Origin of the sequence: Aeromonas sp. s5 (assembly GCF_040907865.1) — a bacterium.
In the GTDB taxonomy this organism is placed as follows: domain Bacteria; phylum Pseudomonadota; class Gammaproteobacteria; order Enterobacterales; family Aeromonadaceae; genus Aeromonas; species Aeromonas dhakensis.
In genome coordinates, this window is the sequence record NZ_JBFOCO010000015.1 from 1 (window position 1) to 22818 (window position 22818).

The following is a 22818-nucleotide window of genomic DNA, read 5'->3' on the forward strand; positions in this document are numbered from 1 at the left end:
TCAGAAGTGAAACGCTGTAGCGCCGATGGTAGTGTGGCATTCGCCATGCGAGAGTAGGACACTGCCAGGCACCCAATTGAAGAAGCCCGCTCATTCGAGCGGGCTTTTTTATTGCCTGAAATTCAGCCATTTCTGCACAGTTGCCCGTGCTATTCCCCTTTTGCTTGCTCCGCAACGGCAGTGCCATGTTGATTCTGCCAGATTCCATTTGAGCCCTTTTGAGGCATCTCTCCAGCCCTCGGTCAGCATTTCTCCCCCTCCACTGCTAGCCAATTTCCTGATGGTGCAACAATATGGCCATTCTTTTTGTTAATGATCACTATTGCCCTGGCAGGGGATGACAAGGGCTGCGGGATCCTTAGACTGTGAACTTCATCGACAAGGGAGCTGTGTATGTTGGGGATCCACGATCTGGCGTTGTTTATCCTGTCAGGCCTGCTGTTGAACATGATGCCGGGGCCGGATTCTCTGCTCATCATGCTGCGCAGCGGCTCCCAGGGCTGGCGGGCAGGCTCCATGGCGGCACTGGGGATAGGAACTGGCACCATGGTGCATGTGCTGGCTGCTGCGTTGGGGTTGTCCGCTCTGCTGAGCGCCTCGGCCGAGCTGTTTGCCGTCATCAAGTTGATGGGCGCGCTTTATCTGGTCTATCTCGGTTTATCCATGTTCAGGCAAGGGGGAGGAGGCCGGGTATCGGCTGAAGAGGCTGTGTCCCTGCCTGTGCTCTCCTATGGCCGGATCTTCCGGCAAGGGTTACTGACCAATGTGCTCAACCCCAAGGTGGCCCTGTTCTTCCTCGCCTTTGTGCCCCAGTTCATTGCGCCAGATGCACCGCAAAAAGCGCTGGCATTCATCGTGCTGGGCTGCATCTTCAATTTCAACGGCATGATCTGGTGTCATCTGCTGGCTTTCTCGACCGCCTATGCGAGTCGCAAGGTGAGGCTGCCTGCAAGACTGATTACCTGGCTCAACCGTGTGATGGGAGGCTTGTTCGTGGGGCTTGGCATCAAGCTGGCGGTGGAGTGAGAAGATAAACGTCGTCCATAGAAAAAGGCGTATCCCATCGCTGGGATACGCCTTCGTCTGCACTGCAGCAGGATGACTGAAATCAGTTCATGCCGTAGCGCTTGAGTTTCTTGCGCAGAGTACCGCGGTTGATCCCCATCATCACGGCAGCGCGAGTCTGGTTGCCACGGGTGTACTGCATGATCACGTCCAGCATGGGAGCTTCGACTTCGGAGAGAACCATATCGTACAGATCAATCACTTCCTGACCGTTCAACTGGGCCAGGTAGTTACGCAGGGCCTGTTGCACAGAGTCACGCAGGGGGCGCTGGGTCGGCTCGGCAGCGTGATTGTGAGTAGTTGTTACCAATGCATCAGAAGTCAGGGTTTGTTCGAACATATTCGGTCGGCTCTTTAGTTATGCGTTAACCTAATCCATCGAAATACGCTTCGAGTGCCTCGAGTTGTGCGTCTGCACAATCCAGGGCATTGAAGTGCTTACGGAATTCTCGGCCCGTCTCTTCTTCATCCAGATACCAGCCCACATGTTTACGGGCAATGCGCGCTCCCAGATATGCACCATAAAACTGGTGCAGGTTGGTTACATGCTCGTTCATCAGGGTGCGAACCTCTTCCCTGTCGGGAGGTGGCAGCTTGGTGCCCGTCTCAAGAAAATGACGGATTTCCCGGAAAATCCAGGGTCGTCCTTGCGCAGCACGGCCGATCATCACGGCATCAACACCGGTATAGTCGAGGACATACCGGGCCTTCTCCGGGCTGTCTATGTCGCCATTGGCGACAACAGGAATCGATACGGCCTGCTTAATCGCCCTGATAGTGTCGTACTCCGCTTCGCCCTTGTAGAGACAGGCACGGGTACGACCATGCACGGCGAGGGCCGCGATACCGCAATCTTCGGCGATTCGGGCGATCTCCTCGCCATTGCGGTTATCCGGATCCCATCCTGTGCGGATCTTCAAGGTGACAGGCACGTCCACTGCGTCCACCACGGCCCGGCAGATGGATCTGACCAGGTCGGGTTGGCGCAACAGGGCGGAACCTGCCAGCTTCTTATTCACTTTTTTTGCCGGACATCCCATGTTGATGTCGACGATCTGAGCGCCCTGCTCCACGTTGTAGCGGGCGGCAAACGCCATCATCTCGGGGTCGGCTCCGGCAATCTGGACCGATCGCAAGCCCCCTTCAGCAGAGTGATCCATTCTCATCCGGGTTTTCTGGGTATCCCAGACATCCGGGTTGGCCAGCAGCATCTCGGAAACGGCCATGCCGGCACCCAGCCGCAAACAAAGTTCACGGAATGGTCGGTCTGTTACACCGGCCATGGGAGCCACGATCAGGGGAGTTTCAAGCGTGTGGGGACCTATCTGCATTCCACGGTTACCATCGGCTTAGGGCGGCGTATATTACGCATTTTTTAGTCAGGAGAAAAGGTTAGTATTTGAGCGTCAGCCATTTTTTTCTGAAAAAAACGTCGCGCCAAGGCTTGCAAAATCAGGAGTGCTTGAAAATCGGACAGATTGTCGGAGCGAAGCGGCGGGGCCAATTGGATGAGGGGGACCATGATTTGCCTGTCCCCATCCCGGACGGGTTTGCGTTATGATAGCGAGCTTGTATCGAGCAAAGACTCCAAACAAATTCATTACAAACAGATTGGGGACGTATGACGGCAAGGTTCATCAAATCTCTCTACCCGTGTCTGCTTGGCGCCATGCTGGGCTCGGCCCAGGCTCAGACGGTCAGTTTCAGCGAAGCCTGGAGCCGGGTCATTCAACAGGATGACGGGCTGGCGGCGGAACAGGCCGGGGTGGAGCGGGCGCAACAGCTGCGCGAAGCCGCCAAGGCCATGTATCTGCCCAAGGTGGACGTGGGGGCCAGCTACACCCACCTCGATCAGCCGGTGGAGCTGGACATGATGGACCTCAACCCCATCGCCAGTCATCCTGAGTTCGGCAAGGTACTGGCGCCCATCATGCAGGCGCTCAAGCTGACGCCCAATGACTTCGTTACCCCCCTCACCAAACAGAACGTGGTGACCAGCTCGGTCAAGATGCTCTGGCCGCTGTTCACCGGTGGTCGCATCGATGCGGCACAGGACATTCGCCAGGCCCAGGTGAGCGAGGCGCAGCAGTTGCTGGTGCTCAAGCAGCAGTCCACCTTCGAGAGCCTCTCCCAGACCTATTTCGGGGTGGTGCTGGCGGCCCAGGTGGTGCAGACCAAGCAGGAGATCGAACAGGGGCTGGCTCACCACCTGGAGCATGCCAAGAAGCTGGAGGCTCAGGGCCAGATCGCCAGGGTCGAACGTCTCTCCGCCCAATCGGCCTATGATCGGGCCCGTATCGATACCCAGAAGGCGCGTCGCAGCCTGGAGATTGCCCAGCTGGCCCTTGGCCACATGCTCAAGCTCAAGCAGGCGGAGCCCGATACCCAGCTCTTCATCAATCCGCAGATGCCTGCACTCGCAGCCTTCGTGCAGGAGACGCTGGCGGTGCACCCCGGCCTCAAGTTGCTGACGGCCAAGAAGGAGCAGGCGCAGGGGATGATCAAGCTGGAGAAGGGCAAGTACGCCCCCGAGCTGTTCCTGTATGGCAACTACAACCTCTATGAGGATGACTCGCTGGCCTCCAAGACCACCCCGGACTGGCTGGTCGGGGTGGGTGTCAGCATGCCGCTGGTGAGCCGTGACGGCCGCTCCGAGACGGTACAGGCGGCCAAGAGCGCCGAGCTGCAGGTCAATCTGCTGCAGGCCAAGACCCGCCAGGATCTGGAGCTGCTGGTCGAGAAGACCTGGCGCGAGGCTGCGCAGGGGCTGGAAGAGTTCCAGTCGCTCTCTTCCACCCAGGCGCTGGCCGAGGAGAACGTGCTGCTTAGGGACAAGGCATTCGGGCAGGGGCTCTCCACTTCCCTCGATGTGGTGGATGCCCGCAACCAGCTGGCCGGGGTCAAGACCCAGCGCGCCGCTGCCGCTTATCAATACGTCATTTCGCTGGCGCGTCTGCTGGCCCTCTCCGGGCAGATGAACAGCTTCAACCAGTATCAACATGGGCAGGCGATCGAGGTGAACTCATGATCGCGGCCTGCCTTGCTCCCATTTTCATGTCTGTTTCGACCGCCAAGGGTCGCCCGTTTGCCGAGGTGAATTCATGAGTCATCCCCCCATCAAGAAGAAGATGAGCCAGGGCAAGCCGCTGCTGCTGCCATTGGCGCTGGTACTGCTGGTCATCTGGCTGGGCTGGCGTTTCTGGCTGGCCTATCAACCCGAGCCGGTGCGTCTGCAGGGGCAGATCGAGGCGCAGCAGTACTCCGTCTCCTCCAAGGTGGCGGGCCGCATCGAGGAGGTGCTGGTGAAGAAGGGGGATCAACTGGCCAAGGACCAGCTGGTGTTCACCCTGGCGAGCCCCGAGATTGAAGCCAAACTGAGCCAGGCCAAGGCGGGCCAGGCCGCGGCCGGTGCCATGGCCGAAGAGGCCGAGAAGGGGGCGCGCGCGCAGCAGATTGCCGCCGCCAAGGATCAGTGGCAAAAGGCCAAGGCGGCCGCCTTGCTGCGCGGCAAGACCTACGAGCGCATTGCCAGCCTGCACCGGGATGGCGTGATGCCGCTGCAAAAACGTGATGAGGCCTGGACGGCCTGGCAGGCGGCCAGGTACAGCGAAGGCATGGCCTGGCAACAGTATCAGATGACCCTGGAAGGGGCGCGGGAAGAGACCAAGATCGCGGCCCGTGAGCAGGCCAAGATGGCGGCAGGTTCGGTGGCTGAAGTGGAGGCCTACCTGGCCGATACCCGCATCAATAGCCCGCATGCGGGTGAAGTCTCCCAGGTGCTGCTGCGCAGCGGCGAGCTGGCCCCGCAGGGCTTCCCGGTGGTGACCCTGCTCGACATGAACGATGCCTGGGCCCAGTTCCATATCCGCGAGGATCTGCTACCCCGCTTTGCGCTGGGCACCGAGTTTGATGCCCGCATCCCCGGTCTTGGCGAGCAGACGGTGCGCTTCAAGGTGACCCATGTGGCTGTGATGGGGGACTTTGCCACCTGGCGTGCCACCGACACCCGCCAGGGCTTTGACATGAAGAGCTTCCAGGTGGAGGCGCGCCCGCTGCAACCGGTCGAGGGGCTGCGGGTCGGCATGAGCGTGCTGGTTGAGCTCTGATGGGACGCGAATGGCGGTTGTTGTGGCAGGATCCGTTCGGCCGGGCGCTGGCCAGCTGGTTGCCCCTGCTGCTGATGGGGATCCTCTGCTGGATCTTCTCTGCCGGGTTGGCGCGGGATCTCAAGATAGGTCTGGTGGATCTGGATCAGAGCCTGCTGTCGCGCCAGCTGGCCTATTCGCTGGATGCCTCCGCCGGGCTCAAGGTCGCGCGACAGTTCGACTCCATCGCTGAAGGGGCCAACGCCCTGCGGGGAGGCGACATCTACGCTCTGGTCGTGCTGCCTGACCATCTCGAGCGGGATGCCAGGCAGGGTACCCAGCCGCGGGTGACCGTGTTCAACAACGGTCAGTTCATCCTGATCGCCAAGCTGGTCAACTCGGCGCTGGCCCAGGTGGTGGGAACCCTCAACGGCCAGGTCGGCGTGCTGACGGCGATGGCTGACGGCAAGGCGCTGCCCGGCGCGCTCGGCCAGGCGGTGCCCATCAACAGTCAGGTGACGGCGCTCTACAACCTCAATGCCAGTTATGCCCAGTTTCTGCTGAGCGCCATTCTGCCTGCGGTGTGGCAGATCCTGGTGGTGCTCTACGGACTCAATGCGCTGGCCCGCACCGACCGGCTGGGACTGGACTGGACTACCAAAGGGGTCTGGTTCGGGCTCTGGCGCACCCTGCTGCCCCACGTGCTGATCGGCTGGGGCTGGGGGCTGCTCTGGACGTTGTTGCTGTTCAAGGGCTTTGCCTATCCCATGCACGGCAGCTGGCTGGTGCTGACGGTGGGGTTGGGGCTGGCCTCGGCCGCCTGCGTCAGCATGGGAGCCTTCTTCTACGCCGTCATCCGGGATCCGGCCCGGGCTCTGTCGCTGGCGGGGGCCTACACGGCGCCGGGGTTCGCCTTCATGGGGGTCACCTTTCCGGTCAGCGCCATGGGGGATTTCGCCCAGTTCTGGCGCAGCCTGCTGCCCATCTCTCACTATGTCGAGCTGCAGATCGGCCAGACCAACTACGGTCAACCGCTGGCGGCGGCGCTGCCGCAGTTCGGCGCCCTGCTGCTGTTTCTGCTGCCCCTGTTGCTGGTCGTGCGCCGCTACCGGGCACAGGCGAGCACGACCCAGTCACAAGAGGAGCTCAAGCCATGATGGGATTCCGGGATCTGCTGCGCCTCGAGCTGCGTACCCTGCTGGCTGACAGGGCCATCATGCTGACCCTGTTTGGCGGCGTCTTCTTCTACTCCTTCCTCTATCCGCAGCCCTATCTGCACCAGTTGCCGCGGGAAGAGGCGGTGGTGGTGGTCAACGAGGATGGCAGCCAGCTCTCCCGTCAGCTGGAGTTCATGGCCGATGCGACGCCGCAGGTAAAACTGGTGGCCCGGGCCAGCTCGCTGGATGAGGCTCGCCAGCGGATGATGGCCGGCGAGGCGAGCGGGATCCTGCACATCCCCAATCACTTTTATCGGGATCTGATGCTGGGCAAGAGCGTGACCCTGAGCTATGCCGGCGATGCTTCCTACTTCCTGGTTTACGGCACCATCGCCGAGGGGCTGGCCCAGGCGGGCGGCACCCTGGCCGCCCAAGTCAAGGTGGCTAGGCTGCTGAGTCACGGCGAGGCGCTGCCGCAGGCAGCCATGGGCTGGAATGCGGTGGCCCTCAACGTACTGCCGGTGTTCAACCCCACCATGGGCTATGTGAACTACGTGGTGCCGGCGGTGTTCGTGCTGATCCTGCATCAGGTGATGCTGATGGGCACCGGCATCCTGGGGGCGACCCAGAACCAGCGCAGCCAGCGCGGCGAGTCAGGCTATTGGCAGGATGCGCCCGTCCTGCCACTGCTGCTGGCCCGTACTCTGGTGGTGGGGGGGCTGTTCGTGCTGCCGGTGAGCTACTTCTTCGGCTTCTGCTTCGATCACTACGATATCGCGCGTACCGCCGAGCCGGCCACACTCTGGCTGTTCACCCTGCCGTTCCTGCTGGCCACGACCTGGTTTGGCGTCGCGCTGGGGACCCTCTTTACCCGGCGCGATCTGCCGACCCAGGTGGTGCTTGTATCCTCCTTGCCGCTGGTCTTCCTGGCCGGCTTCATCTGGCCGCTGGAACTCATTCCGGCGCCGCTCAACTGGCTGGCCCAGTGGGTGCCGAGCACCCCGGCCATCGAGGGGTTTTTGCGCCTCAACCAGATGGGGGCCGAGTTTGCTCAGGTCTCCCACTACTGGTGGCAGTTGTGGGGGCTGGCGCTGCTGTATGGCGCCCTGGCGTGTCTGCTGCTGGGCTGGCGTCAATCCCAGAGGCGAAAGGTTCGCCCGGCCGCTCTGGCGCGGGATGCCGTGAGCGAGCCCTCCGCCGGTTAGGTGTTCCCCGAAAGCAAAACGGTCAGCCCCTGGGCTGACCGTTTTGCTATGGCGATGGCTCATGCCCGGCTGAGGCTTGGGTCGCCGATGGCGTAGATCTGGCCTGCTGTCGCCTCGTCGGTCAGCAGACGCAGCCCGCAGGCGGCGACGTCGGCCCGGCGCACCAGACCATGCATCTCCTTGCCCTGACTCAGCACGGCCGCACCGGTAGCTATGCCATCCTGCAGGCCGGCCGGGCGCAGTATGGTCCACGCCAGCGTGCTGGTCTGCAACCAGCTCTCCGCCAGACTCTTGAGCCGCACCTCGTGGCCGAAGGCGGCCCGCGCCCGCTCGGGCAGATATTGCCAGCTGTCGCCACAGCCGAGGGAGGTGACCAGCAGCAGACGCTTGAGTCCAGCCCGCTCCATCTCGTCGATCACCTGGCGGTTGCCAAGATAGTCGACGGGCTCGGCCTGGCGAAAACTGCCGAGGGTAGAGACCACGTGGGCATCGCGACCCGCGTGCCGGCAGGCGGCTGCTACCGCCTGCGGGTCCAGGGCATCGCCGCTGATGACGTCGACGCCCAGCGATTGCAGCTCGGCGACCATGTCGGCATGGCGCACCAGGGCGACGACCCTGTGGCCAAGTTGCAGTGCCTGCTCGGTGAAGGCGCGGCCCAGCCCGCGGCTGGCTCCTAAGATGAGTGTGGTTGGCATGGTGCGGCTCCCTTGAGTGAAAGGGCTAGCCTAGAGGGTGGAAGAGATGTTGTAAATGAGAGTTGTTTTTATTTGCCTGACAGGAGAGAAAACGGTGAGCCGGAGACACCCGGCTCACGCAGCATCAGCCGTTGTAGTGGCCGATATTGGGACGACGGCTGGGGCCGCTCAGGTGGATATCCACCGGGTTGAACGCCTTGATCGCCTCGAAGCTGAAGTCGCCGATGGCCTGATGCAGGCTCTGGGGGCTGTGGTTGGTGATGAGGATGACGCTTTTTGATAGGTTGCGGCGACGGCGCAGCAGGTGGCCGAGGAAGCTGGACTGGCTCTCCGCCATCTTGGCACGATTGGCCGCCACCTCGTCGATGATCAGCAGGTCAACCTCTTCCAGGGCGCGCCGGTACTGGTTGCGCTCCTCCTGATCCTGGATGACGTTGAAGAACAGCCGATCAACGATGGAGGCCCACTGCTGGAAGATCACCGACTTCTGGTGGCGTTCGATCAGCTCGTGTGCCACCGCGCCGGCCAGGGTCGACTTGCCGGTGCCGTAGTCGCCATAGATCAGCATGCAGCCACCGCCGCTCTTCTCCCAGTGTTCGAAACCGCTGATGAAGTAGCGGGCCGTCTCGATGGGGTATTGCAGCGCGGGGTCGCCGGCATCCATGCGCTCGAACACCCAGTCCGGGTTGAGGTCGGCCTGGGCGATCAGTTTCTGGATCCGCTCCTGGCGCGCCACCTTCTGCAGTTCGCGCACCTCGGCGTTGGCCTTGGCGTCGTACTCCTTGCGCAGGGTCTCATAGTCGTACTGGCTGCCACCGGTCTGGGCCTGCAGGCGGCGAATGCGCTCGAGCAGGCCGCTGACGTGGCGGCTTAATTCGGGGTCGTGCATCCGTTGCTCCTGCTTGGCCTTGGCGATCTTCCGGCGTTTGGCCTCGATCTCTTCCAGCTCCTGGCGCAGGGGATCGTGCGGATCAGTCATGGAGTGCTCCTTCTGCTCGGTCTGGGTGGGGACTGGGGTCTGATTTTGCCTGCTGGCAGGGACCTTCTTCAATCATTATCCGGCTCCTGGCGCTGCGCGGCCAGCCGCTTGGCCTCTTCAATCATCTCCTGCGCCCGCTTGCTCGGGCCCGCCTCCACCGGTTCCGGAGTGACTTGCTGATAGCCGGTGACGCTCATCGGTTGGCGGCGGGCGTAACGGCGGGTCTTGAGGGCGCGAATGAACTTGAGCATCCACTGGTGCTGGGAGTCGAACACCTCGGGCCGTCCCAGCCAGTAGGCGATGAACTCGCCGAGATCCTCTTCGCTGTAGCTGGCATCGATCACGCCGCACAGGCGGGCGAGGGCGGGCAACTCTTCATCCGGGCGCCACTGCAGGTGCATCTGGAAGGGGCGCTCCGGCAGGGGGCTGCGCACCCGCTGGGTCAGCAGCGGCAGCTGGAACGGACACTGATGGTAGTGTTCACTCTCGGTCTGGCTCTCGACCTGCAGCAGGCCGGCCTCCATCAGCTCGTCAAACAGTTCGGTCAGCTGGCGGGCATTGACCTGAAAGGAGAAGCCGCTGGGATCGCCCGGGTCGACCACCGCCAGCGCCCGCCCAAGCTCCGGGTAGTTGAGCCTGGCCAGCTGATTTTCCAGCACCAGCCGACGCAGCTGCAGGGTATAGAGGCTGCGGGCAGGGTGGGACAATCTGGGGTGGGCGAGAGCGCTGTATTCGGCTGGGGTCATGGCATGCTTCATCGACGAAATTGAGGGGCATTATCCCCCATGGCGGGGCTGCATACAATTGATGGTGGCTGGGGTGAGATGCTGCAGGGCGGGGGGCGCAGCCGATCTCTGCCCGCGCGCGTCAGGGGAGTGGTTGTCTCTCGTATGCTCCCCTTGCTGGGCGAAGCGATGCCCGCAGGGCAAGGTTGGTTTTCGGGCAACCTCATTACCTGCTTTATTTCAAACAGTTGACGGTCTAAATAGCTATCTGGCATAGCTTTAATGGAGATTATTCTATCATCCGATTGGTCAGTGCAGTCGGTTATGGTCTAGGCTTGAAGCTAAATAACTGGTTGACTAATAAGAGCTTTATCAAGATGTCAAAAGCCGGATTACGGATCCTGGTGGTGGAAGACGAGGTCGTTTTTCGCCACTCCTTGGTAAATTATCTCGAGCACGATGGCGCCTGCGTCTTTCAGGCTGAAGACGGTATCGAAGGTCTCTCCGCCGCCGCGCTTTACCACCCCGATGTTGTCTTGTGTGACCTGAACATGCCCAACATGGATGGCCATGAGGTCATCGCCTGTCTCTCTGCCCGCTATCCTCATACCCCTGTCATCGTCATCTCGGCCCAGAGCAAGATGGAGGCGGTCGAACGGGCGCTGCGTGCCGGCGCCCGCGACTTTCTGCTCAAGCCCATCTCGGACTTCGGTCAGGTGCGCCGCAGCATAGAGCAGTGTCTGGCGGCCAACCACGGTTATGGGCAGCAGCTGGAGTTGATGGATCACATGGATTTTTTCCGCGAGCACGACAAGGCGGCGACCCGGTTGCTGGCCTGGTTGAAGCCACCCGGTCTGCAGGAGTGGGGCCCCTGGCAGGTGACCTTCAAGGGGATGGGCAACCTGTTCATTCCCGATACCTTCAAGGTGGATGACAAGCTGCTGGTGCTGGTGATGGAGCTGCCGGTGCTAGGGGTGGATGCGGCGTTTTGCGGGGCCCTGGTGCGCTCCCTGATGAACGGGCCCTATCGCCAGTTTCAGCGCGGCGAGAGCCTGTTGCTGACTCAACCCCATCGGCTGCTCGATTATCTCAATCTGCAGCTGATCGAATCCGGCCTGCGCCACTCGTTTGCCATGGCCGCACTGCTGTTTGATCAGGAGGACGGGCTGGTCTTTGCCAATGCCGGGCTGACCTCGCCCCACTGGCTGGTACGCTCCGGGGGGCTGCCGCTCGGCTTGCTGCGCACCAGCCATTACGCCTTGCACAGACGCAGTTGGCATGAGCCGTTTGACCTGCAGTTTCGCAGTGATAGCGGCAGCGCTCTGCATGTGCAGGTTCGACATCATTGAGGCTTTGTCAGACGGCCACAAACAAAGAGGGCGCCCGTGGGCGCCCTCTTTTGTTGCTTACAATCTTGACCGCTTAGACGGCGGCAGATTGCAGCTTCTTGTCGTGTTCCTGCGGCTCTTTGGCCGGGCCTTCGGCACCGTGCATCCAGTAGACCAGGCGGTTGGCCATGGTCAGCAGGATCAGGGCGCTGATGACGGCTGCCAGCGCGATGCCACCGAAGATGGCCATGGCACCGGACTCGCCGACGAAGGAGCCGATGAAGCCGGCGGCATAGTTGGCGAGAGCCACGAAGCCGAACCAGGCACCCATCATCAGGGAGGCCAGACGCAGCGGAGCCAGCTTGGTCACCATGGAGAGGCCGATCGGGGAGAGGCAGAGCTCGCCCAGAGTGTGGAACAGGTAGGCGCCGACCAGCCAGAACATGGAGGTCTTGACGGCCTGATCACCACCTTGCTCCAGCACGGCACCGATCATGAACAGGAAGCCCACGGCCAGGAACAGCAGACCCATGGCGAACTTCACCGGGGAGTTCGGCTCTTTCTTGCCGAGCTTGATCCAGATGGCGGCCACGATGGGAGCCAGGGTGATGATGAAGAAGGGGTTCAGGGACTGGAACCAGGCGGTCGGTACTTCGAAGCTGCCGATCATGCGGTCGGTATACTCCTGTGCGTACAGGTTCATCAGACCGCCAGCCTGCTCGAAGCCGGCCCAGAAGATGATGGTGAACAGACCCAGCACCAGGATGACCTTGATGCGATCCACTTCCTGCTTGGTCAGCGGAGCCTTCTGCTCTTTGGAGCGCTGCTCGGCGGCGCGCTGGGCGGCCGGCACGCGGCCGATATCACCCAGGAAACGCTGGGCCATGGTGGCCTGTACTACCAGAGAGAGCAGCATGCCGATACCGGCGCTGACGAAGGCGGCTTGCCAGCCGTAGGCGGTGGCGGCTGCGCCACAGATCACGCCGGCCAGCAGGGAGCCCAAGTTGATGCCCATGTAGAAGATGGTGAAGGCACCGTCGCGACGGTGGTCACCTTCCTGATACAGATCACCCACCATGGTGGAGATGTTCGGTTTGAACAGACCGTTACCCACGATCAGCAAGCCAAGACCTGAATAGAACACTGTGTTGACCATGTCCGGGAACATGGCGTGTGGCAGGGCCAGCGTGAACTGGCCGGCGGCCATCAAGACGGCACCGAACAGGATGGCGCGACGCTGACCCAGGAAGGTATCAGCCAACCAGCCGCCGATGATCGGGGTGATGTAGACCAGACCGGTATAGATGCCGTACAGCTTGAGGGCATCGGCCTGAGTCCAGCCCATCCCGCCGTTGGCAGTCATGTCAGTCAGATAGAGCACGAGCACGGCACGCATGCCGTAGTAGGAGAATCTCTCCCACAGTTCGGTACTAAAGAGCAAAAAAAGCCCTTTAGGGTGACCTAAAAAGGTCCCTTTGGACGGATTATTCATTGGAACTTCCACCTGTGTCTTATATTTTTTTAGAAATTTTATGCAAGGGCTAGGAACAAGCCTTAATCCTTATAGAACAAGCGTGATTAAATTACAATATTATGATTTAGCGATATTTTATCTATCAATGGTTGAATATTTGTTTATAAAATGAAAAAGGGCATCGAATGATGCCCAGTATAATATTCTTTCGTTTGGTTAAATATTCAGCGATTACAGCTGCTTGGCAAACTGCTTCAGCCAATTGATAAATTCACCGTTCAGCTCCGGATGGCGCGCGGCATATTCCACGTTGGCTTTCATGTAACCCAGCTTGCTGCCGCAGTCGTGGCTGCGCCCTTTCATGAAGTAGGCGTTGACCTGCTCCTGCTCCATCAGCATGGCGATGGCGTCGGTCAGCTGGATCTCGTCACCGGCACCGGCGGGGGTGCGTTCCAGCAGCGGCCAGATGTTGGAAGAGAGTACGTAACGGCCGACCACCGCCAGATTGGAGGGGGCTTCATCGCGGGGCGGCTTCTCGACGATGGCCTGCATCGGCAGGGACATGCCCTCGCTCAGCGCCTCACCTTTGATGTCGGCGATACCGTATTTGTCCACTTCGCTCTCGGGGACGGCTTCCACCATGATCTGGCTGATGTGGTTCTCTTCGAACATGTGCACCATCTCGGCCAGATTGTCCTGCTTGAGATCGCTGGCCACCTCGTCGATCAGCACGTCCGGCAGCAGCACCGCAAAGGGGTTGTCGCCGATCAGCGGGCGGGCGCAGAGCACCGCGTGACCCAGCCCTTTGGCTTCACCCTGACGCACGTGCATGATGGTGACGTCTTTCGGGCAGATGTGTTGCACCTCTTCCAGCAGCTGACGCTTGACCCGCTTCTCGAGGGTTGCTTCCAGCTCGAAACTCTTGTCGAAGTGGTTCTCGATGGAGTTCTTGCTTGAGTGGGTGACCAGCACTATCTCCTTGATGCCGGCCGCGATGGCTTCGCGCACCACATACTGGATCAGCGGCTTGTCGACGACGGGCAGCATCTCCTTGGGGATGGCCTTGGTGGCTGGCAGCATGCGGGTACCCAGACCGGCGACGGGAAGAACGGCTTTGCGTACAACGAGCGGTGTCTTTTTCATGGAGAGAGTCCAGAGATACAAAGTGGGCCCATGATACCCGAAGAAAAATAGGGCAGCCACAGGCTGCCCTCAGGATGGAAGTGGCGGAAACCGGTTACTTGACGATGATCATGTCCCGATTTGCTTCCAGCGTGGCCGGCCCGATACCGCTGACATCGGCAAGCTGGTCAACAGTGGTGAACTTGCCCTGTTTCTCGCGATAATCGACGATGGCCTGTGCCTTCTTCTCGCCGATGCCCTTGAGCGCGGTCAACTCGTTGATACTGGCGGTATTCAGGTTCACCTTGCCACTCTCCTTGGCGGTGGCAACCGTGGTGGCCGGTTTGGCGGCGGGCTTGTCGGCGGCCAGCAGGGGCTGGCTGAGCAGCGGCAGGCAGCTCAGCAGCAGGGTGGCGGTCAGGGTCTTGTAGTTCATGGCGTCACGTCCTTGTGTTGTGGGTTTCGCTATTGAGGATTAGTCGAGTCGCGCCACTTTTTGTCTGTCATATCTGACACTGTATAAGTCAGAGCAAACGGCTATAAGCCTCCTCTATCCAAAATGGGTACACTGCTCCAACCATTTGACCAGGATGTCTTTTTCCATGTTTTTTCCCGCAATCTCCGAGTTGGAGCCCATCGCCCGTGCCGCCGGTGAGGTCATCATGGCCATCTACAGTCAGCCCTTTACGGTGGAGTACAAGGGGGACGAGAGTCCGCTGACTGCCGCCGACAAGGGGGCGCACGATCTGATTGTCGCGGCGCTGGCCCGGCTCACCCCCGACATTCCCGTGCTGTCGGAAGAGTCCTCCCCCGAGGTGATGGCGGCTCGACTCGGCTGGTCCCGCTATTGGCTGGTGGATCCGCTCGATGGCACCAAGGAGTTCATCTCCCGCAACGGCGAGTTCACCGTCAATATCGCGCTGATCGAGCATGGCCAGCCACTGTGGGGTCTGGTCTATGCTCCCGTGCTGGACAGGCTCTGGTATGGTGGCAAGGGGGTGGGGGCCTCGCGCATTGCCGATGGCAAGCATGAGGCTATCCAGACCCGACCTCATCAGGAAGGCACACCCTGGCGCGTGGTGGGCAGCCGCAATCACCTGTCACAGGAGACCCTGGATTACCTGGCGCGCTTTGGTGACATGGAGCGGGGCGAGATAGAGCTGGTCTCCATGGGAAGTTCGCTCAAGTTCTGCATCATCGCCGAGGGGGGCGCCGAGCTCTATCCACGCCTCGCCCCGACCTGCGAGTGGGATACGGGGGCGGCGCAGGCGGTACTGGAAGGGGCTGGCGGCAGCGTCACCCAGCTGGATGGCTCGCCGCTGCGCTACAACAAGCCCGACATCCTCAACCCCTGGTTCGTGGCCAAGACATAAACGGGACGGTGGAATGCAAAAAGGCCGGACGGGAGTGAGTCTCCAGTCCGGCCTTTTTATTTCTCTACTGCCCTTGGCTCAGAAGACCTTCTTGAACGGCTTGATGGTCACCTTGGCATAGACCCCGGCCGCCACATAGGGATCGGCATCGGCCCAAGCCTTGGCATCTGCCTGGCTGGCGAACTCGGCGATGACGGTGCTGCCGGTAAAGCCGGCATCGGCCGGATCCTCGGCATCGATGGCCGGGTTGGGGCCGGCGGTGAGCAGCCGTCCCTCATCCTGCAGCGCCTGTAGCCTGGCCAGATGGGCCGGGCGCGCCTGCTTGCGCAGCGGCAGGCTGCCCTGAACATCTTCGGAGTAGATGAGATACCACATGAGAGGATCCTTTTCTGATGGCGGTTATTTTTTCAGTTCGTCTTCTTGTTTGGTCAGCTGCTCGGCAGGCAAGTGGCGATAGAGATAGACACCACTCAGCAGGGTGAACACTAGGGTCATGCCGAGCAGACCGAACACCTTGAAGTTGACCCACACCTCCTGTGGCAGGTTGAAGGCCACATAGAGGTTGAGCAGGCCGCAGACGGTGAAGAAGCCGACCCAACCGAGATTGACCCGATCCCAGACGGGATCCGGCGCCTGCAGCTCCTTGCCCAGCATCTGCTTGATGAGGTTCTTGCCAAAGCCGTAGCGGCTAATGAGCAGGCCCAGCGCGAACAGTACGTTGATGACGGTCACTTTCCATTTGATGAAGGTGTCGTCGTGGAAGATGACGGTCAGGCCGCCAAAGAAGCCGACCAGCAGGAAGGTGAACAGCTGCATCTTCTCGACCTTGCGATAGCGAACCCAGCTGTAGGCGAGCTGCAGACCGGTCACCACCACCAGGGCGCCGGTGGCCATGTAGATGTCGTAGAACTTGTAGACCGCAAAGAAAACGATAAGGGGAATAAATTCAATAAATTGCTTCATGTCTGGCTCGTCGCCCTCAAGAGTGGAACGCAAAATTTCATCCAGTGTACCTGCCCGATGGGCAACGGCAAATGAATAAGACCGCTCATTCGCCAGCCAGTTCCTCAGCCAAATAGCTGCCCTGCGATCTCATCGCCCAACCGTTTCTGATCTGCCAGCAGATCGCGAATATGACGCTCTTCGATGAGGGGGTTGAGCAGCACGGCCCGCAGCAGGGTGAGCGGTTGGGCACCGTAGCGACCCACGGCCCGCTGGGTGCGGGAGACAAAACTGTGCCCCTCGGCGCGTTGGGCTTTTTGCAGCGCGACGTTGAAGGCATTGACCTGTTCATTGGCGGCTTCGTCCAGCACCTTGCCCTGCAGATGAGGGGGGATGCAGCGATAGGAGAGCAGGTTCATCACCGGGGCCGACATCAGCTCGAAGGCCGGATCCTGGTCGATGAGGCTGGCCATCAGGCGGGCCCGGTCGTAGTTGGCCTCGATGAGCTCGGCATAGCCCTGCTGGCCGAACAGCTGGAAGGCGGCATCCAGATAGAGGGCGTTGGCCGGGCGGGTTCCCTCCAGGGTGAAGCGCCCCTGATCAAAGGAGCTGGCGCGGATGGCGTAGGGGGCCTCTCGCTTGACCGCCATCATCAGGTCCGGCTGGCGGCAGAGCAGCATGCCGGTACCGAGCGGTACCAGCAGTTGCTTGTGGCCATCCAGGGTGACGGTGTCGGCGTGCTCGATCCCCGCCAGCAGCCCCTGATAACGGGGCGAGAAGAGGGTCGGGCCACCCCAGGCGGCATCCACGTGGAAGTGGATCTGCTCGCGAGCGGCGATGGCTGCCAGCTCAGGCAGCGGGTCGATGGAGCCGAAGTCGGTGCTGCCGGCCACACCGACCAGGGCCAGCACTTTGAGCTTCTGCTCCTTGCACTGGGCCAGCGCCTGCTCCAGCGCGGCCAGACTGAGCCGGTTATGCTGGTCGGTCTCGAGGCGCCAGACGCTACGAGCCCCCAACCCCAGCAGATCCATCCCCTTGTCGAAGGAGTAGTGCATCAGCCGCGAGCCCAGGATGACGGCACCGCGATACCCCTGCTCATAGAGGGCGAACAGGTTGTCGCCGCAGGCGCGGTTGCGGGCCAGCCAGAGGGCGGTGACGTTGGCGATGGTGCCGCCGCTGGTCATGACGCCGAGCGCCGCATCCTTGGCATGCATATGGGTGCCGTAGAAGGGCTCGTCGGCGCGATAGACGAGGCGGTGCAGCTTGGCCAGCACCTCCCGCTCCAGAAAGCTGAGCAGACGGGAGGATTCCATCTTCATCGGGTTCTGGTTGAGCATCACCACCAGACGGGAGAGCTCGGCGGTGAAGGCCGGCAATGGTGCCGTCATATGGCCCATGTAGCGTGGCGAGGTCAGGTGGGAGGCGCCGGGCACCAGGGTTGCCAGCCTGGTCAGGTAGTCCGCCATGGCGAGCCCCGCTTCCGGCATGCCCGATTGTTCAAGCTGGTGGGTGAACTGGTCGCGCTGATAGGGAGCCTGACTGTCATCCGAGTGGTGGAAGGTCTCCAGCAGATCCGTCATGGCCTGGCCAAAGGCCGGATCCGGTTGTGCAAACAGCTCAGTCAACTTCATCAGGTTCTCCAGACCGGGTTGCCGGGGAGTCGGGGGTGAACAAGGGGCGGCAACAGCAAGTGGGCATCGGCCGCAGAGCATACACCAAAGGTCAACGGCTGACAGCCATGCGCGCGGCGAGGAAACATCGCAAATGGGGACGGCTCATCTTTAAGCTAACACTTGTACTCTGAAATGACGGCAGCTAGAGTGAGCGCAGTTTGGGCAGGAGTATGCAATGAGCAGTGTGACGGATTATTCGCCCCGCGAGGAGCTGGCCAACCGCCTCAGCCATGGGCTGGGGCTGGTGCTGGGGATCCTGGGGTTGGTGTTGTTGTTGAACAAGGGCTGGGCGCAGGGCACCCAGGCACTGATCAGTTACAGCCTGTATGGTGGCAGCCTGGTGCTGCTCTATCTGGCCTCGACCCTCTATCACAGCATGGCGGAGGGGCCGGCCAGGCGCTGGTGCAAGGTGTTTGATCACTGTGCCATCTATCTGCTGATCGCCGGTACCTATACCCCTTTTCTGCTGGTGGCGCTCGACACGCCGCTGGCACAGGGGCTGATGGTGGTGATCTGGGGGCTGGCGCTGGCGGGGGTGGTGTTCAAGCTGCTGTTCATCAACCGCTTCAAGAAGCTGTCGCTGTTTACCTACCTGATGCTGGGCTGGCTGTCGCTGCTGGTGGTCTATCAGCTTTATATCCATCTGGAGGGGGAAGGCTTGCTGCTGCTCGGGCTGGGTGGTCTCATCTACAGCCTGGGGGTGATCTTCTATGTGGCCAAGCGCATCCCCTACAACCACGCCATCTGGCATCTGTTCGTTCTGGGGGGCAGTGTTTGTCACTTTATGGCCATTTATGGTTACGTCGCATAACTAGCCCTTAATTGGTATTTTTTGCCGCGCAAAAGGATAAATTCGTGCGGTATCACACAGTTGACCGCGGCGTTTGCTGACAAGCTAGGGACAGTTCAATTCGCAAAGGATGCACGAAATGAGTGATATCGCGCTTTCCATCAGCATGTTGTCGCTGGTGGCAGTGCTGGGGCTCTGGCTGGGGAACTGGCGAGTCTATGGCGTTGGTCTCGGGATCGGAGGGGTGCTGTTCGGCGGCATCATAGTGGGCCACTTCGCCGGCCTCTCGGGGCTGGCGCTGGATGAGCAGACCCTGCACTTCATTCAGGAGTTCGGCCTGATCCTGTTTGTCTACACCATAGGCATTCAGGTCGGTCCCGGCTTCTTCTCCTCCCTGCGCAGCTCCGGCCTCAAGCTCAACGGGTTTGCCGCCCTGCTGGTACTGCTCGGCTGTGCCGTGGCGGCAGCCCTGCACCAGCTGTTTGATGTGCCGCTGCCGGTGATCCTGGGGGTCTTCTCCGGCGCCGTGACCAATACCCCTTCCCTCGGTGCCGGCCAGCAGATCCTGGCCGAGCTGGGGGCCGCCCCCGGCTCCACCGGCCTGATGGGGATGGGCTATGCGGTCGCCTATCCGTTCGGCATCTGTGGCATCTTGTTGACCATGTGGCTGATCCGCATGTTCTTTCGCATCAAGATCGACGAAGAAGCCGCCCAGTTTGAACAACAGGCCGGCAAGACCAAGGAGAGTCTGCAGACCATCAACATCGCGGTGCGCAACCCCAACATCCACGGCCTGATGCTGAGCGAGATCCCGAGTCTCGACGAGGCCGACGTCATCTGCTCGCGCCTCAAGCGCGGCGAGGAGCTGATGGTGCCGCGACCGGAGTCACGCATCGAGCTGGGCGACCTGCTGCATCTGGTGGGTGAGCGACATGCCCTGCGCAAGGTACTGCTGGTGCTGGGGGAGGAGGTGGAGACCTCGCTCTCCACCCGCGGCACCGACTTGCGGGTGGAACGGGTGGTGGTGACCAACGAGCAGGTGCTCGGCAAAAAGATCCGCGATCTCGACATCAAGCAGAAGTACGACGTGGTGATCTCGCGCCTCAACCGGGCCGGCATCGAGCTGGTGCCGACCAGCCAGACCAGCCTGCAGTTCGGCGACATTCTCAACCTGGTAGGGCGACTCGACGCCATCGAGGCGGTCACCAATGTGGTGGGCAACGTGCAGCAGAAACTGCAGCAGGTGCAGATGCTGCCGGTGTTTATCGGCATCGGTCTCGGCGTACTGCTCGGCTCCATCCCCTTCTACCTGCCGGGCTTCCCGGCCGCGCTCAAGCTGGGTCTGGCGGGCGGGCCCTTGGTGGTGGCGCTGATCCTGTCGCGCATCGGCAGCATCGGCAAGCTCTACTGGTTCATGCCCCCCAGTGCCAACCTGGCGCTGCGGGAGATCGGCATAGTGCTGTTTCTGGCGGTGGTGGGCTTCAAGTCCGGCGCCGGCTTCATCGATACCCTGATCAACGGTGACGGCCCGGCCTGGATGATGTACGGGGTGGCGATCACCCTGATCCCGCTGCTGGTGGTCGGGGTGCTGGCCCGTCTGTACGGCAAGATGAACTACCTCACCCTGTGCGGTCTGCTGGCCGGCTCCATGACGGATCCTCCCGCCCTGGCGTTTGCCAACGGCATGCATCCCACCAGTGGTGCCAGCGCGCTCTCGTACGCTACCGTCTATCCGCTGGTGATGTTTCTGCGGATCATCTCGCCCCAGTTGCTCGCCATCCTGCTGTGGGCCGGCAGCTGAATATGACCCCGAATGGGAGCACTGGACGTGCTCCCTTCATATTTTTGCAACACATTGATCATCTTGATTTTATTTTTTATTCCCACCGCTATTGACCCTTCTGTTTAACCGACCGTTCCGGCCTCGAATCAGTCTATCCATTCGAATTTTCTAACTGGTTTCTGGTGCCGTTCACGGGCACATTAGACGGTGGAATATTGCATGCCAATAGAGATTCAGGAGAGAACATGAGCAACCACGAAATTGCATTGGATCAGGACGTTGTCGTTACCCAGTTGAAAGGCAAGGTTTACCTGGTCGCCGCAGATGGCAGCCAGCAACCGCTCGCCGAAGGCGATATCCTGCCCAAGAATGCCGTGTTGATCACTCCTGAGGGCGCCAGCTTCAAAGGTGGCAACCAGACTTTCACCCTGAGCCCGACCAACGAGCAGCAGGCTGAGGATGAAACGTCTCAAGAGCCGCTGCTTGCCCAGAACGTGCCGAGCGACAATCCCAATGACATTGCTGCCCTGCAGCAAGCCATTCTGGGTGGCGCCGACCCGACCAAGGCGTTTGAAGCCTCTGCTGCCGGTGGTGCGCCTGCCGCCGGTGGTGGTATTGGCGGCGTAGCCGGCGCCAGCGGCAACGGTGGTTTCGTCACCATCGACCGTACTGGCGATGCCACCATAGCGGCGGCGGGTTTTGATACGACCTATCAAACCGATGCCGGCGTGACCGCTGATGCACTGCCGGGTGAAGAGAACCGCCTGATCGATCTGGTGCCGCCGGTGATCACCGTCTCTGCGCCTGACAATACCAACGACACTACCCCGACCATCACGGGTACCACGGATGCCGCCGCCGGCAGTACCGTGACCCTGCTGGTGACCGATGCCAATGGCAACCAACAAACCCTGATCACCACCGTCAATCCGGATGGTACCTTTAGCGTGGATGTCACCACGCCGCTGCCGGATGGTTCCTACACCGTCACGGGCAGCGTCACCGATCCGGCCGGCAACACCGGCACCGCGACTGACGACGGCAGTGTGGACAGTACCGCTCCCTCGGCACCGCAAGTGGACATCCAGGACGGGGCGGACAATGTCATCTCCGCCAATGAGCGCGAGAACGGGGTGGATGTCATCATCCGGCTGCCGGGCGATGCCAAGGCCGGCGATCGTCTCGATGTGGACTGGAACGGTGATGGCGTACCCGACTCCAGCAGAATTCTGACGACCGACGATATCGGCCGCACCCAGGTCACCCTGACCATCCCCACCACGGATCTGCCGGTCAACGGCCCCATCACGGTGGATGCCACCCTGACCGACCCGGTGGGCAACACCTCGCCCAAGGGAACCGACAACAGCGTGGTGAATGCCGCACCCCAGCCGGGCGACGACCAGTTCACCGTGGCAGAGGATGGCACCGTCACCATCAATGTGCTTGGCAACGACACGGATGCGGATGGTGATCCTCTCACCATCACCGCCATCAACGGCCAGGCCATTGCCGAAGGCGGCACGGTTGCGATCAGCAACGGCTCCGTCACCCTGAACAATGGCCAGCTGATCTTTACACCGGCTCCGGATTTCAACGGCAACATCGCATTTGAATACACAGTTACCGATGGCCTGAACAGCGCCACAGGCGGCGTGACCGGGACTGTTACGCCGGTCAACGATGCCGCGGTGATCACCGGTACCGATACCGGTGGCGTGACCGAAGATGAAAGCAACCCGGCCCTGACCGAGACCGGTACCCTGACCGTGACCGACGTGGATGGCGCCGACGAGGCCAAGTTTGTGGCCGGCAACGGCACCCCGAGCGCGGGCGCGCTGGGCAGCCTAACCATCACCGAAGGCGGCACCTGGACCTACAACGTCGACAACAGCAAGGTGCAGTACCTGGGCGAGGGCGAGACCAAGGTCGAGACCTTCACCGTGGCCTCTGTCGATGGCACCACCCATACCGTCACCATCACCATCACTGGCGTCAACGATGCCGCGGTGATCACCGGTACCGATACCGGTGGTGTGACCGAAGATGAAAGCACTCCGCTGCTGACCGAGACCGGTACCCTGACCGTGACCGACGTGGACGGCGCGGATGAAGCCAAGTTTGTTTCCGGCAACGGCACCCCGAGTGCCGGTGCACTGGGCAGCCTCTCCATCACCGAAGGCGGTGCCTGGACTTACAACGTCGACAACAGCAAGGTGCAGTACCTGGGCGAAGGTGAGACCAAGGTTGAGACCTTCACCGTGGCCTCAGTCGATGGCACCACCCACACCGTCACCATCACCATCACCGGCGTCAACGACAGCGCTGTCATTGGTGGCACTGACGCCGGCAACGTGGTGGAAGACGAGACCAACCCGACCCTGACCGAGACCGGTACCCTGACCGTGACCGACGTGGACGG

21 protein-coding genes are annotated in these 22818 nt (G+C 61.2%); 10 read left to right on the plus strand and 11 right to left on the minus strand.

Annotation, left to right across the window (positions count from 1 at the left end; genetic code table 11):
* The first annotated feature begins 393 nt into the window (after positions 1 to 393).
* Entirely contained in the window at positions 394 to 1026 is a 633-nt protein-coding gene (locus tag AB5Y94_RS10250) for a LysE family translocator (RefSeq protein ID WP_017783353.1), read from the plus strand.
* Between the two features lie 82 nt (positions 1027 to 1108).
* Here the strand turns inward: AB5Y94_RS10250 and fis are convergent, their stop codons facing one another.
* Both fis and dusB read right to left on the minus strand, forming a co-directional pair.
* Complete coding sequence (gene fis, locus AB5Y94_RS10255) at positions 1109 to 1405, minus strand: DNA-binding transcriptional regulator Fis (RefSeq protein WP_005309538.1); 297 nt, start codon at positions 1403 to 1405, stop codon at positions 1109 to 1111.
* 25 nt (positions 1406 to 1430) lie between these two features.
* Positions 1431 to 2396: a tRNA dihydrouridine synthase DusB gene (dusB, locus tag AB5Y94_RS10260; protein ID WP_005309541.1), complete on the minus strand. Its 966-nt coding sequence runs from the start codon at positions 2394 to 2396 to the stop codon at positions 1431 to 1433.
* A gap of 338 nt (positions 2397 to 2734) precedes the next feature.
* Here dusB and AB5Y94_RS10265 point away from each other — a divergent pair, with 338 nt between their 5' ends.
* From AB5Y94_RS10265 to AB5Y94_RS10280, 4 genes are all read left to right on the plus strand, one after another.
* The gene (locus AB5Y94_RS10265; protein ID WP_368205454.1) at positions 2735 to 4093 is read left to right on the plus strand and encodes a TolC family protein; all 1359 of its coding nucleotides are present in this window, start codon (positions 2735 to 2737) and stop codon (positions 4091 to 4093) included.
* A gap of 73 nt (positions 4094 to 4166) precedes the next feature.
* Positions 4167 to 5171, plus strand: a complete 1005-nt coding sequence (locus AB5Y94_RS10270; protein WP_017780970.1) for an HlyD family secretion protein — start codon at positions 4167 to 4169, stop codon at positions 5169 to 5171.
* Entirely contained in the window at positions 5171 to 6307 is a 1137-nt protein-coding gene (locus tag AB5Y94_RS10275) for an ABC transporter permease (RefSeq protein ID WP_139430707.1), read from the plus strand. The genes AB5Y94_RS10270 and AB5Y94_RS10275 overlap by 1 nt, the downstream gene beginning before the upstream one ends.
* On the plus strand, positions 6304 to 7512 hold the full coding sequence (locus AB5Y94_RS10280) for an ABC transporter permease (RefSeq protein ID WP_368205450.1): 1209 nt from the start codon (positions 6304 to 6306) through the stop codon (positions 7510 to 7512). The genes AB5Y94_RS10275 and AB5Y94_RS10280 overlap by 4 nt, the downstream gene beginning before the upstream one ends.
* 59 nt (positions 7513 to 7571) lie before the next feature.
* Here the strand turns inward: AB5Y94_RS10280 and AB5Y94_RS10285 are convergent, their stop codons facing one another.
* The 3 genes from AB5Y94_RS10285 to AB5Y94_RS10295 all read right to left on the minus strand — a co-directional run bounded on the left by AB5Y94_RS10285 (position 7572) and on the right by AB5Y94_RS10295 (position 9932).
* A complete protein-coding gene (locus AB5Y94_RS10285; protein WP_368205451.1) occupies positions 7572 to 8207 on the minus strand; it encodes an SDR family oxidoreductase in 636 nt (211 codons plus the stop codon).
* 124 nt (positions 8208 to 8331) lie between these two features.
* A complete protein-coding gene (locus AB5Y94_RS10290) occupies positions 8332 to 9186 on the minus strand; it encodes a DnaA/Hda family protein (RefSeq protein ID WP_005309562.1) in 855 nt (284 codons plus the stop codon).
* Between the two features lie 68 nt (positions 9187 to 9254).
* A complete protein-coding gene (locus AB5Y94_RS10295; protein WP_005309566.1) occupies positions 9255 to 9932 on the minus strand; it encodes a DnaT-like ssDNA-binding domain-containing protein in 678 nt (225 codons plus the stop codon).
* Between the two features lie 356 nt (positions 9933 to 10288).
* Between AB5Y94_RS10295 and AB5Y94_RS10300 the strand changes: the two genes are divergently transcribed.
* Positions 10289 to 11260, plus strand: coding sequence for a response regulator (locus AB5Y94_RS10300; RefSeq protein WP_005309570.1), 972 nt, complete (start codon positions 10289 to 10291; stop codon positions 11258 to 11260).
* Between the two features lie 73 nt (positions 11261 to 11333).
* On the opposite strand, the gene AB5Y94_RS10305 is transcribed toward AB5Y94_RS10300, so the two are convergent.
* From AB5Y94_RS10305 to AB5Y94_RS10315, 3 genes are all read right to left on the minus strand, one after another.
* Positions 11334 to 12731: a peptide MFS transporter gene (locus tag AB5Y94_RS10305; protein WP_011707249.1), complete on the minus strand. Its 1398-nt coding sequence runs from the start codon at positions 12729 to 12731 to the stop codon at positions 11334 to 11336.
* A gap of 213 nt (positions 12732 to 12944) precedes the next feature.
* Positions 12945 to 13856, minus strand: coding sequence for a UTP--glucose-1-phosphate uridylyltransferase GalU (galU, locus tag AB5Y94_RS10310; protein ID WP_005309577.1), 912 nt, complete (start codon positions 13854 to 13856; stop codon positions 12945 to 12947).
* Between the two features lie 94 nt (positions 13857 to 13950).
* A complete protein-coding gene (locus tag AB5Y94_RS10315; protein WP_005309580.1) occupies positions 13951 to 14271 on the minus strand; it encodes a ComEA family DNA-binding protein in 321 nt (106 codons plus the stop codon).
* 166 nt (positions 14272 to 14437) lie between these two features.
* Between AB5Y94_RS10315 and cysQ the strand changes: the two genes are divergently transcribed.
* Positions 14438 to 15208 carry a 3'(2'),5'-bisphosphate nucleotidase CysQ gene (gene cysQ, locus AB5Y94_RS10320; protein WP_368205452.1) on the plus strand — a complete coding sequence of 257 codons (771 nt, stop codon included), beginning with the start codon at positions 14438 to 14440 and terminating at the stop codon, positions 15206 to 15208.
* 78 nt (positions 15209 to 15286) lie between these two features.
* Here the strand turns inward: cysQ and AB5Y94_RS10325 are convergent, their stop codons facing one another.
* The 3 genes from AB5Y94_RS10325 to AB5Y94_RS10335 form a co-directional block, all read right to left on the minus strand.
* The gene (locus AB5Y94_RS10325; protein ID WP_005309589.1) at positions 15287 to 15583 is read right to left on the minus strand and encodes a YciI family protein; all 297 of its coding nucleotides are present in this window, start codon (positions 15581 to 15583) and stop codon (positions 15287 to 15289) included.
* 24 nt (positions 15584 to 15607) lie between these two features.
* Positions 15608 to 16171, minus strand: coding sequence for a septation protein A (locus AB5Y94_RS10330; RefSeq protein ID WP_005309592.1), 564 nt, complete (start codon positions 16169 to 16171; stop codon positions 15608 to 15610).
* A gap of 104 nt (positions 16172 to 16275) precedes the next feature.
* Complete coding sequence (locus AB5Y94_RS10335) at positions 16276 to 17781, minus strand: pyridoxal-dependent decarboxylase (RefSeq protein WP_010636288.1); 1506 nt, start codon at positions 17779 to 17781, stop codon at positions 16276 to 16278.
* A 217-nt stretch (positions 17782 to 17998) separates the two neighbouring features.
* Here AB5Y94_RS10335 and AB5Y94_RS10340 point away from each other — a divergent pair, with 217 nt between their 5' ends.
* The 3 genes from AB5Y94_RS10340 to AB5Y94_RS10350 form a co-directional block, all read left to right on the plus strand.
* A complete protein-coding gene (locus tag AB5Y94_RS10340; RefSeq protein WP_010636289.1) occupies positions 17999 to 18634 on the plus strand; it encodes a hemolysin III family protein in 636 nt (211 codons plus the stop codon).
* A 118-nt stretch (positions 18635 to 18752) separates the two neighbouring features.
* A complete protein-coding gene (locus tag AB5Y94_RS10345; protein WP_005309602.1) occupies positions 18753 to 20414 on the plus strand; it encodes a putative transporter in 1662 nt (553 codons plus the stop codon).
* Positions 20415 to 20641: 227 nt separating this feature from the next.
* Positions 20642 to 22818, plus strand: a 2177-nt coding sequence (locus AB5Y94_RS10350) for a retention module-containing protein (protein ID WP_368205453.1), incomplete at its 3' end; no start/stop codon positions are given.

Coding starts and splice junctions, on each gene's coding strand:
- AB5Y94_RS10250 (WP_017783353.1), top strand. CDS start 394: ATGTTGGGGATCCACGATCTGGCGTTGTTTATCCTGTCAGGCCTGCTG.
- fis (WP_005309538.1), bottom strand. CDS start 1,405: ATGTTCGAACAAACCCTGACTTCTGATGCATTGGTAACAACTACTCAC.
- dusB (WP_005309541.1), bottom strand. CDS start 2,396: ATGCAGATAGGTCCCCACACGCTTGAAACTCCCCTGATCGTGGCTCCC.
- AB5Y94_RS10265 (WP_368205454.1), top strand. CDS start 2,735: ATGCTGGGCTCGGCCCAGGCTCAGACGGTCAGTTTCAGCGAAGCCTGG.
- AB5Y94_RS10270 (WP_017780970.1), top strand. CDS start 4,167: ATGAGTCATCCCCCCATCAAGAAGAAGATGAGCCAGGGCAAGCCGCTG.
- AB5Y94_RS10275 (WP_139430707.1), top strand. CDS start 5,171: ATGGGACGCGAATGGCGGTTGTTGTGGCAGGATCCGTTCGGCCGGGCG.
- AB5Y94_RS10280 (WP_368205450.1), top strand. CDS start 6,304: ATGATGGGATTCCGGGATCTGCTGCGCCTCGAGCTGCGTACCCTGCTG.
- AB5Y94_RS10285 (WP_368205451.1), bottom strand. CDS start 8,207: ATGCCAACCACACTCATCTTAGGAGCCAGCCGCGGGCTGGGCCGCGCC.
- AB5Y94_RS10290 (WP_005309562.1), bottom strand. CDS start 9,186: ATGACTGATCCGCACGATCCCCTGCGCCAGGAGCTGGAAGAGATCGAG.
- AB5Y94_RS10295 (WP_005309566.1), bottom strand. CDS start 9,932: ATGACCCCAGCCGAATACAGCGCTCTCGCCCACCCCAGATTGTCCCAC.
- AB5Y94_RS10300 (WP_005309570.1), top strand. CDS start 10,289: ATGTCAAAAGCCGGATTACGGATCCTGGTGGTGGAAGACGAGGTCGTT.
- AB5Y94_RS10305 (WP_011707249.1), bottom strand. CDS start 12,731: ATGAATAATCCGTCCAAAGGGACCTTTTTAGGTCACCCTAAAGGGCTT.
- galU (WP_005309577.1), bottom strand. CDS start 13,856: ATGAAAAAGACACCGCTCGTTGTACGCAAAGCCGTTCTTCCCGTCGCC.
- AB5Y94_RS10315 (WP_005309580.1), bottom strand. CDS start 14,271: ATGAACTACAAGACCCTGACCGCCACCCTGCTGCTGAGCTGCCTGCCG.
- cysQ (WP_368205452.1), top strand. CDS start 14,438: ATGTTTTTTCCCGCAATCTCCGAGTTGGAGCCCATCGCCCGTGCCGCC.
- AB5Y94_RS10325 (WP_005309589.1), bottom strand. CDS start 15,583: ATGTGGTATCTCATCTACTCCGAAGATGTTCAGGGCAGCCTGCCGCTG.
- AB5Y94_RS10330 (WP_005309592.1), bottom strand. CDS start 16,171: ATGAAGCAATTTATTGAATTTATTCCCCTTATCGTTTTCTTTGCGGTC.
- AB5Y94_RS10335 (WP_010636288.1), bottom strand. CDS start 17,781: ATGAAGTTGACTGAGCTGTTTGCACAACCGGATCCGGCCTTTGGCCAG.
- AB5Y94_RS10340 (WP_010636289.1), top strand. CDS start 17,999: ATGAGCAGTGTGACGGATTATTCGCCCCGCGAGGAGCTGGCCAACCGC.
- AB5Y94_RS10345 (WP_005309602.1), top strand. CDS start 18,753: ATGAGTGATATCGCGCTTTCCATCAGCATGTTGTCGCTGGTGGCAGTG.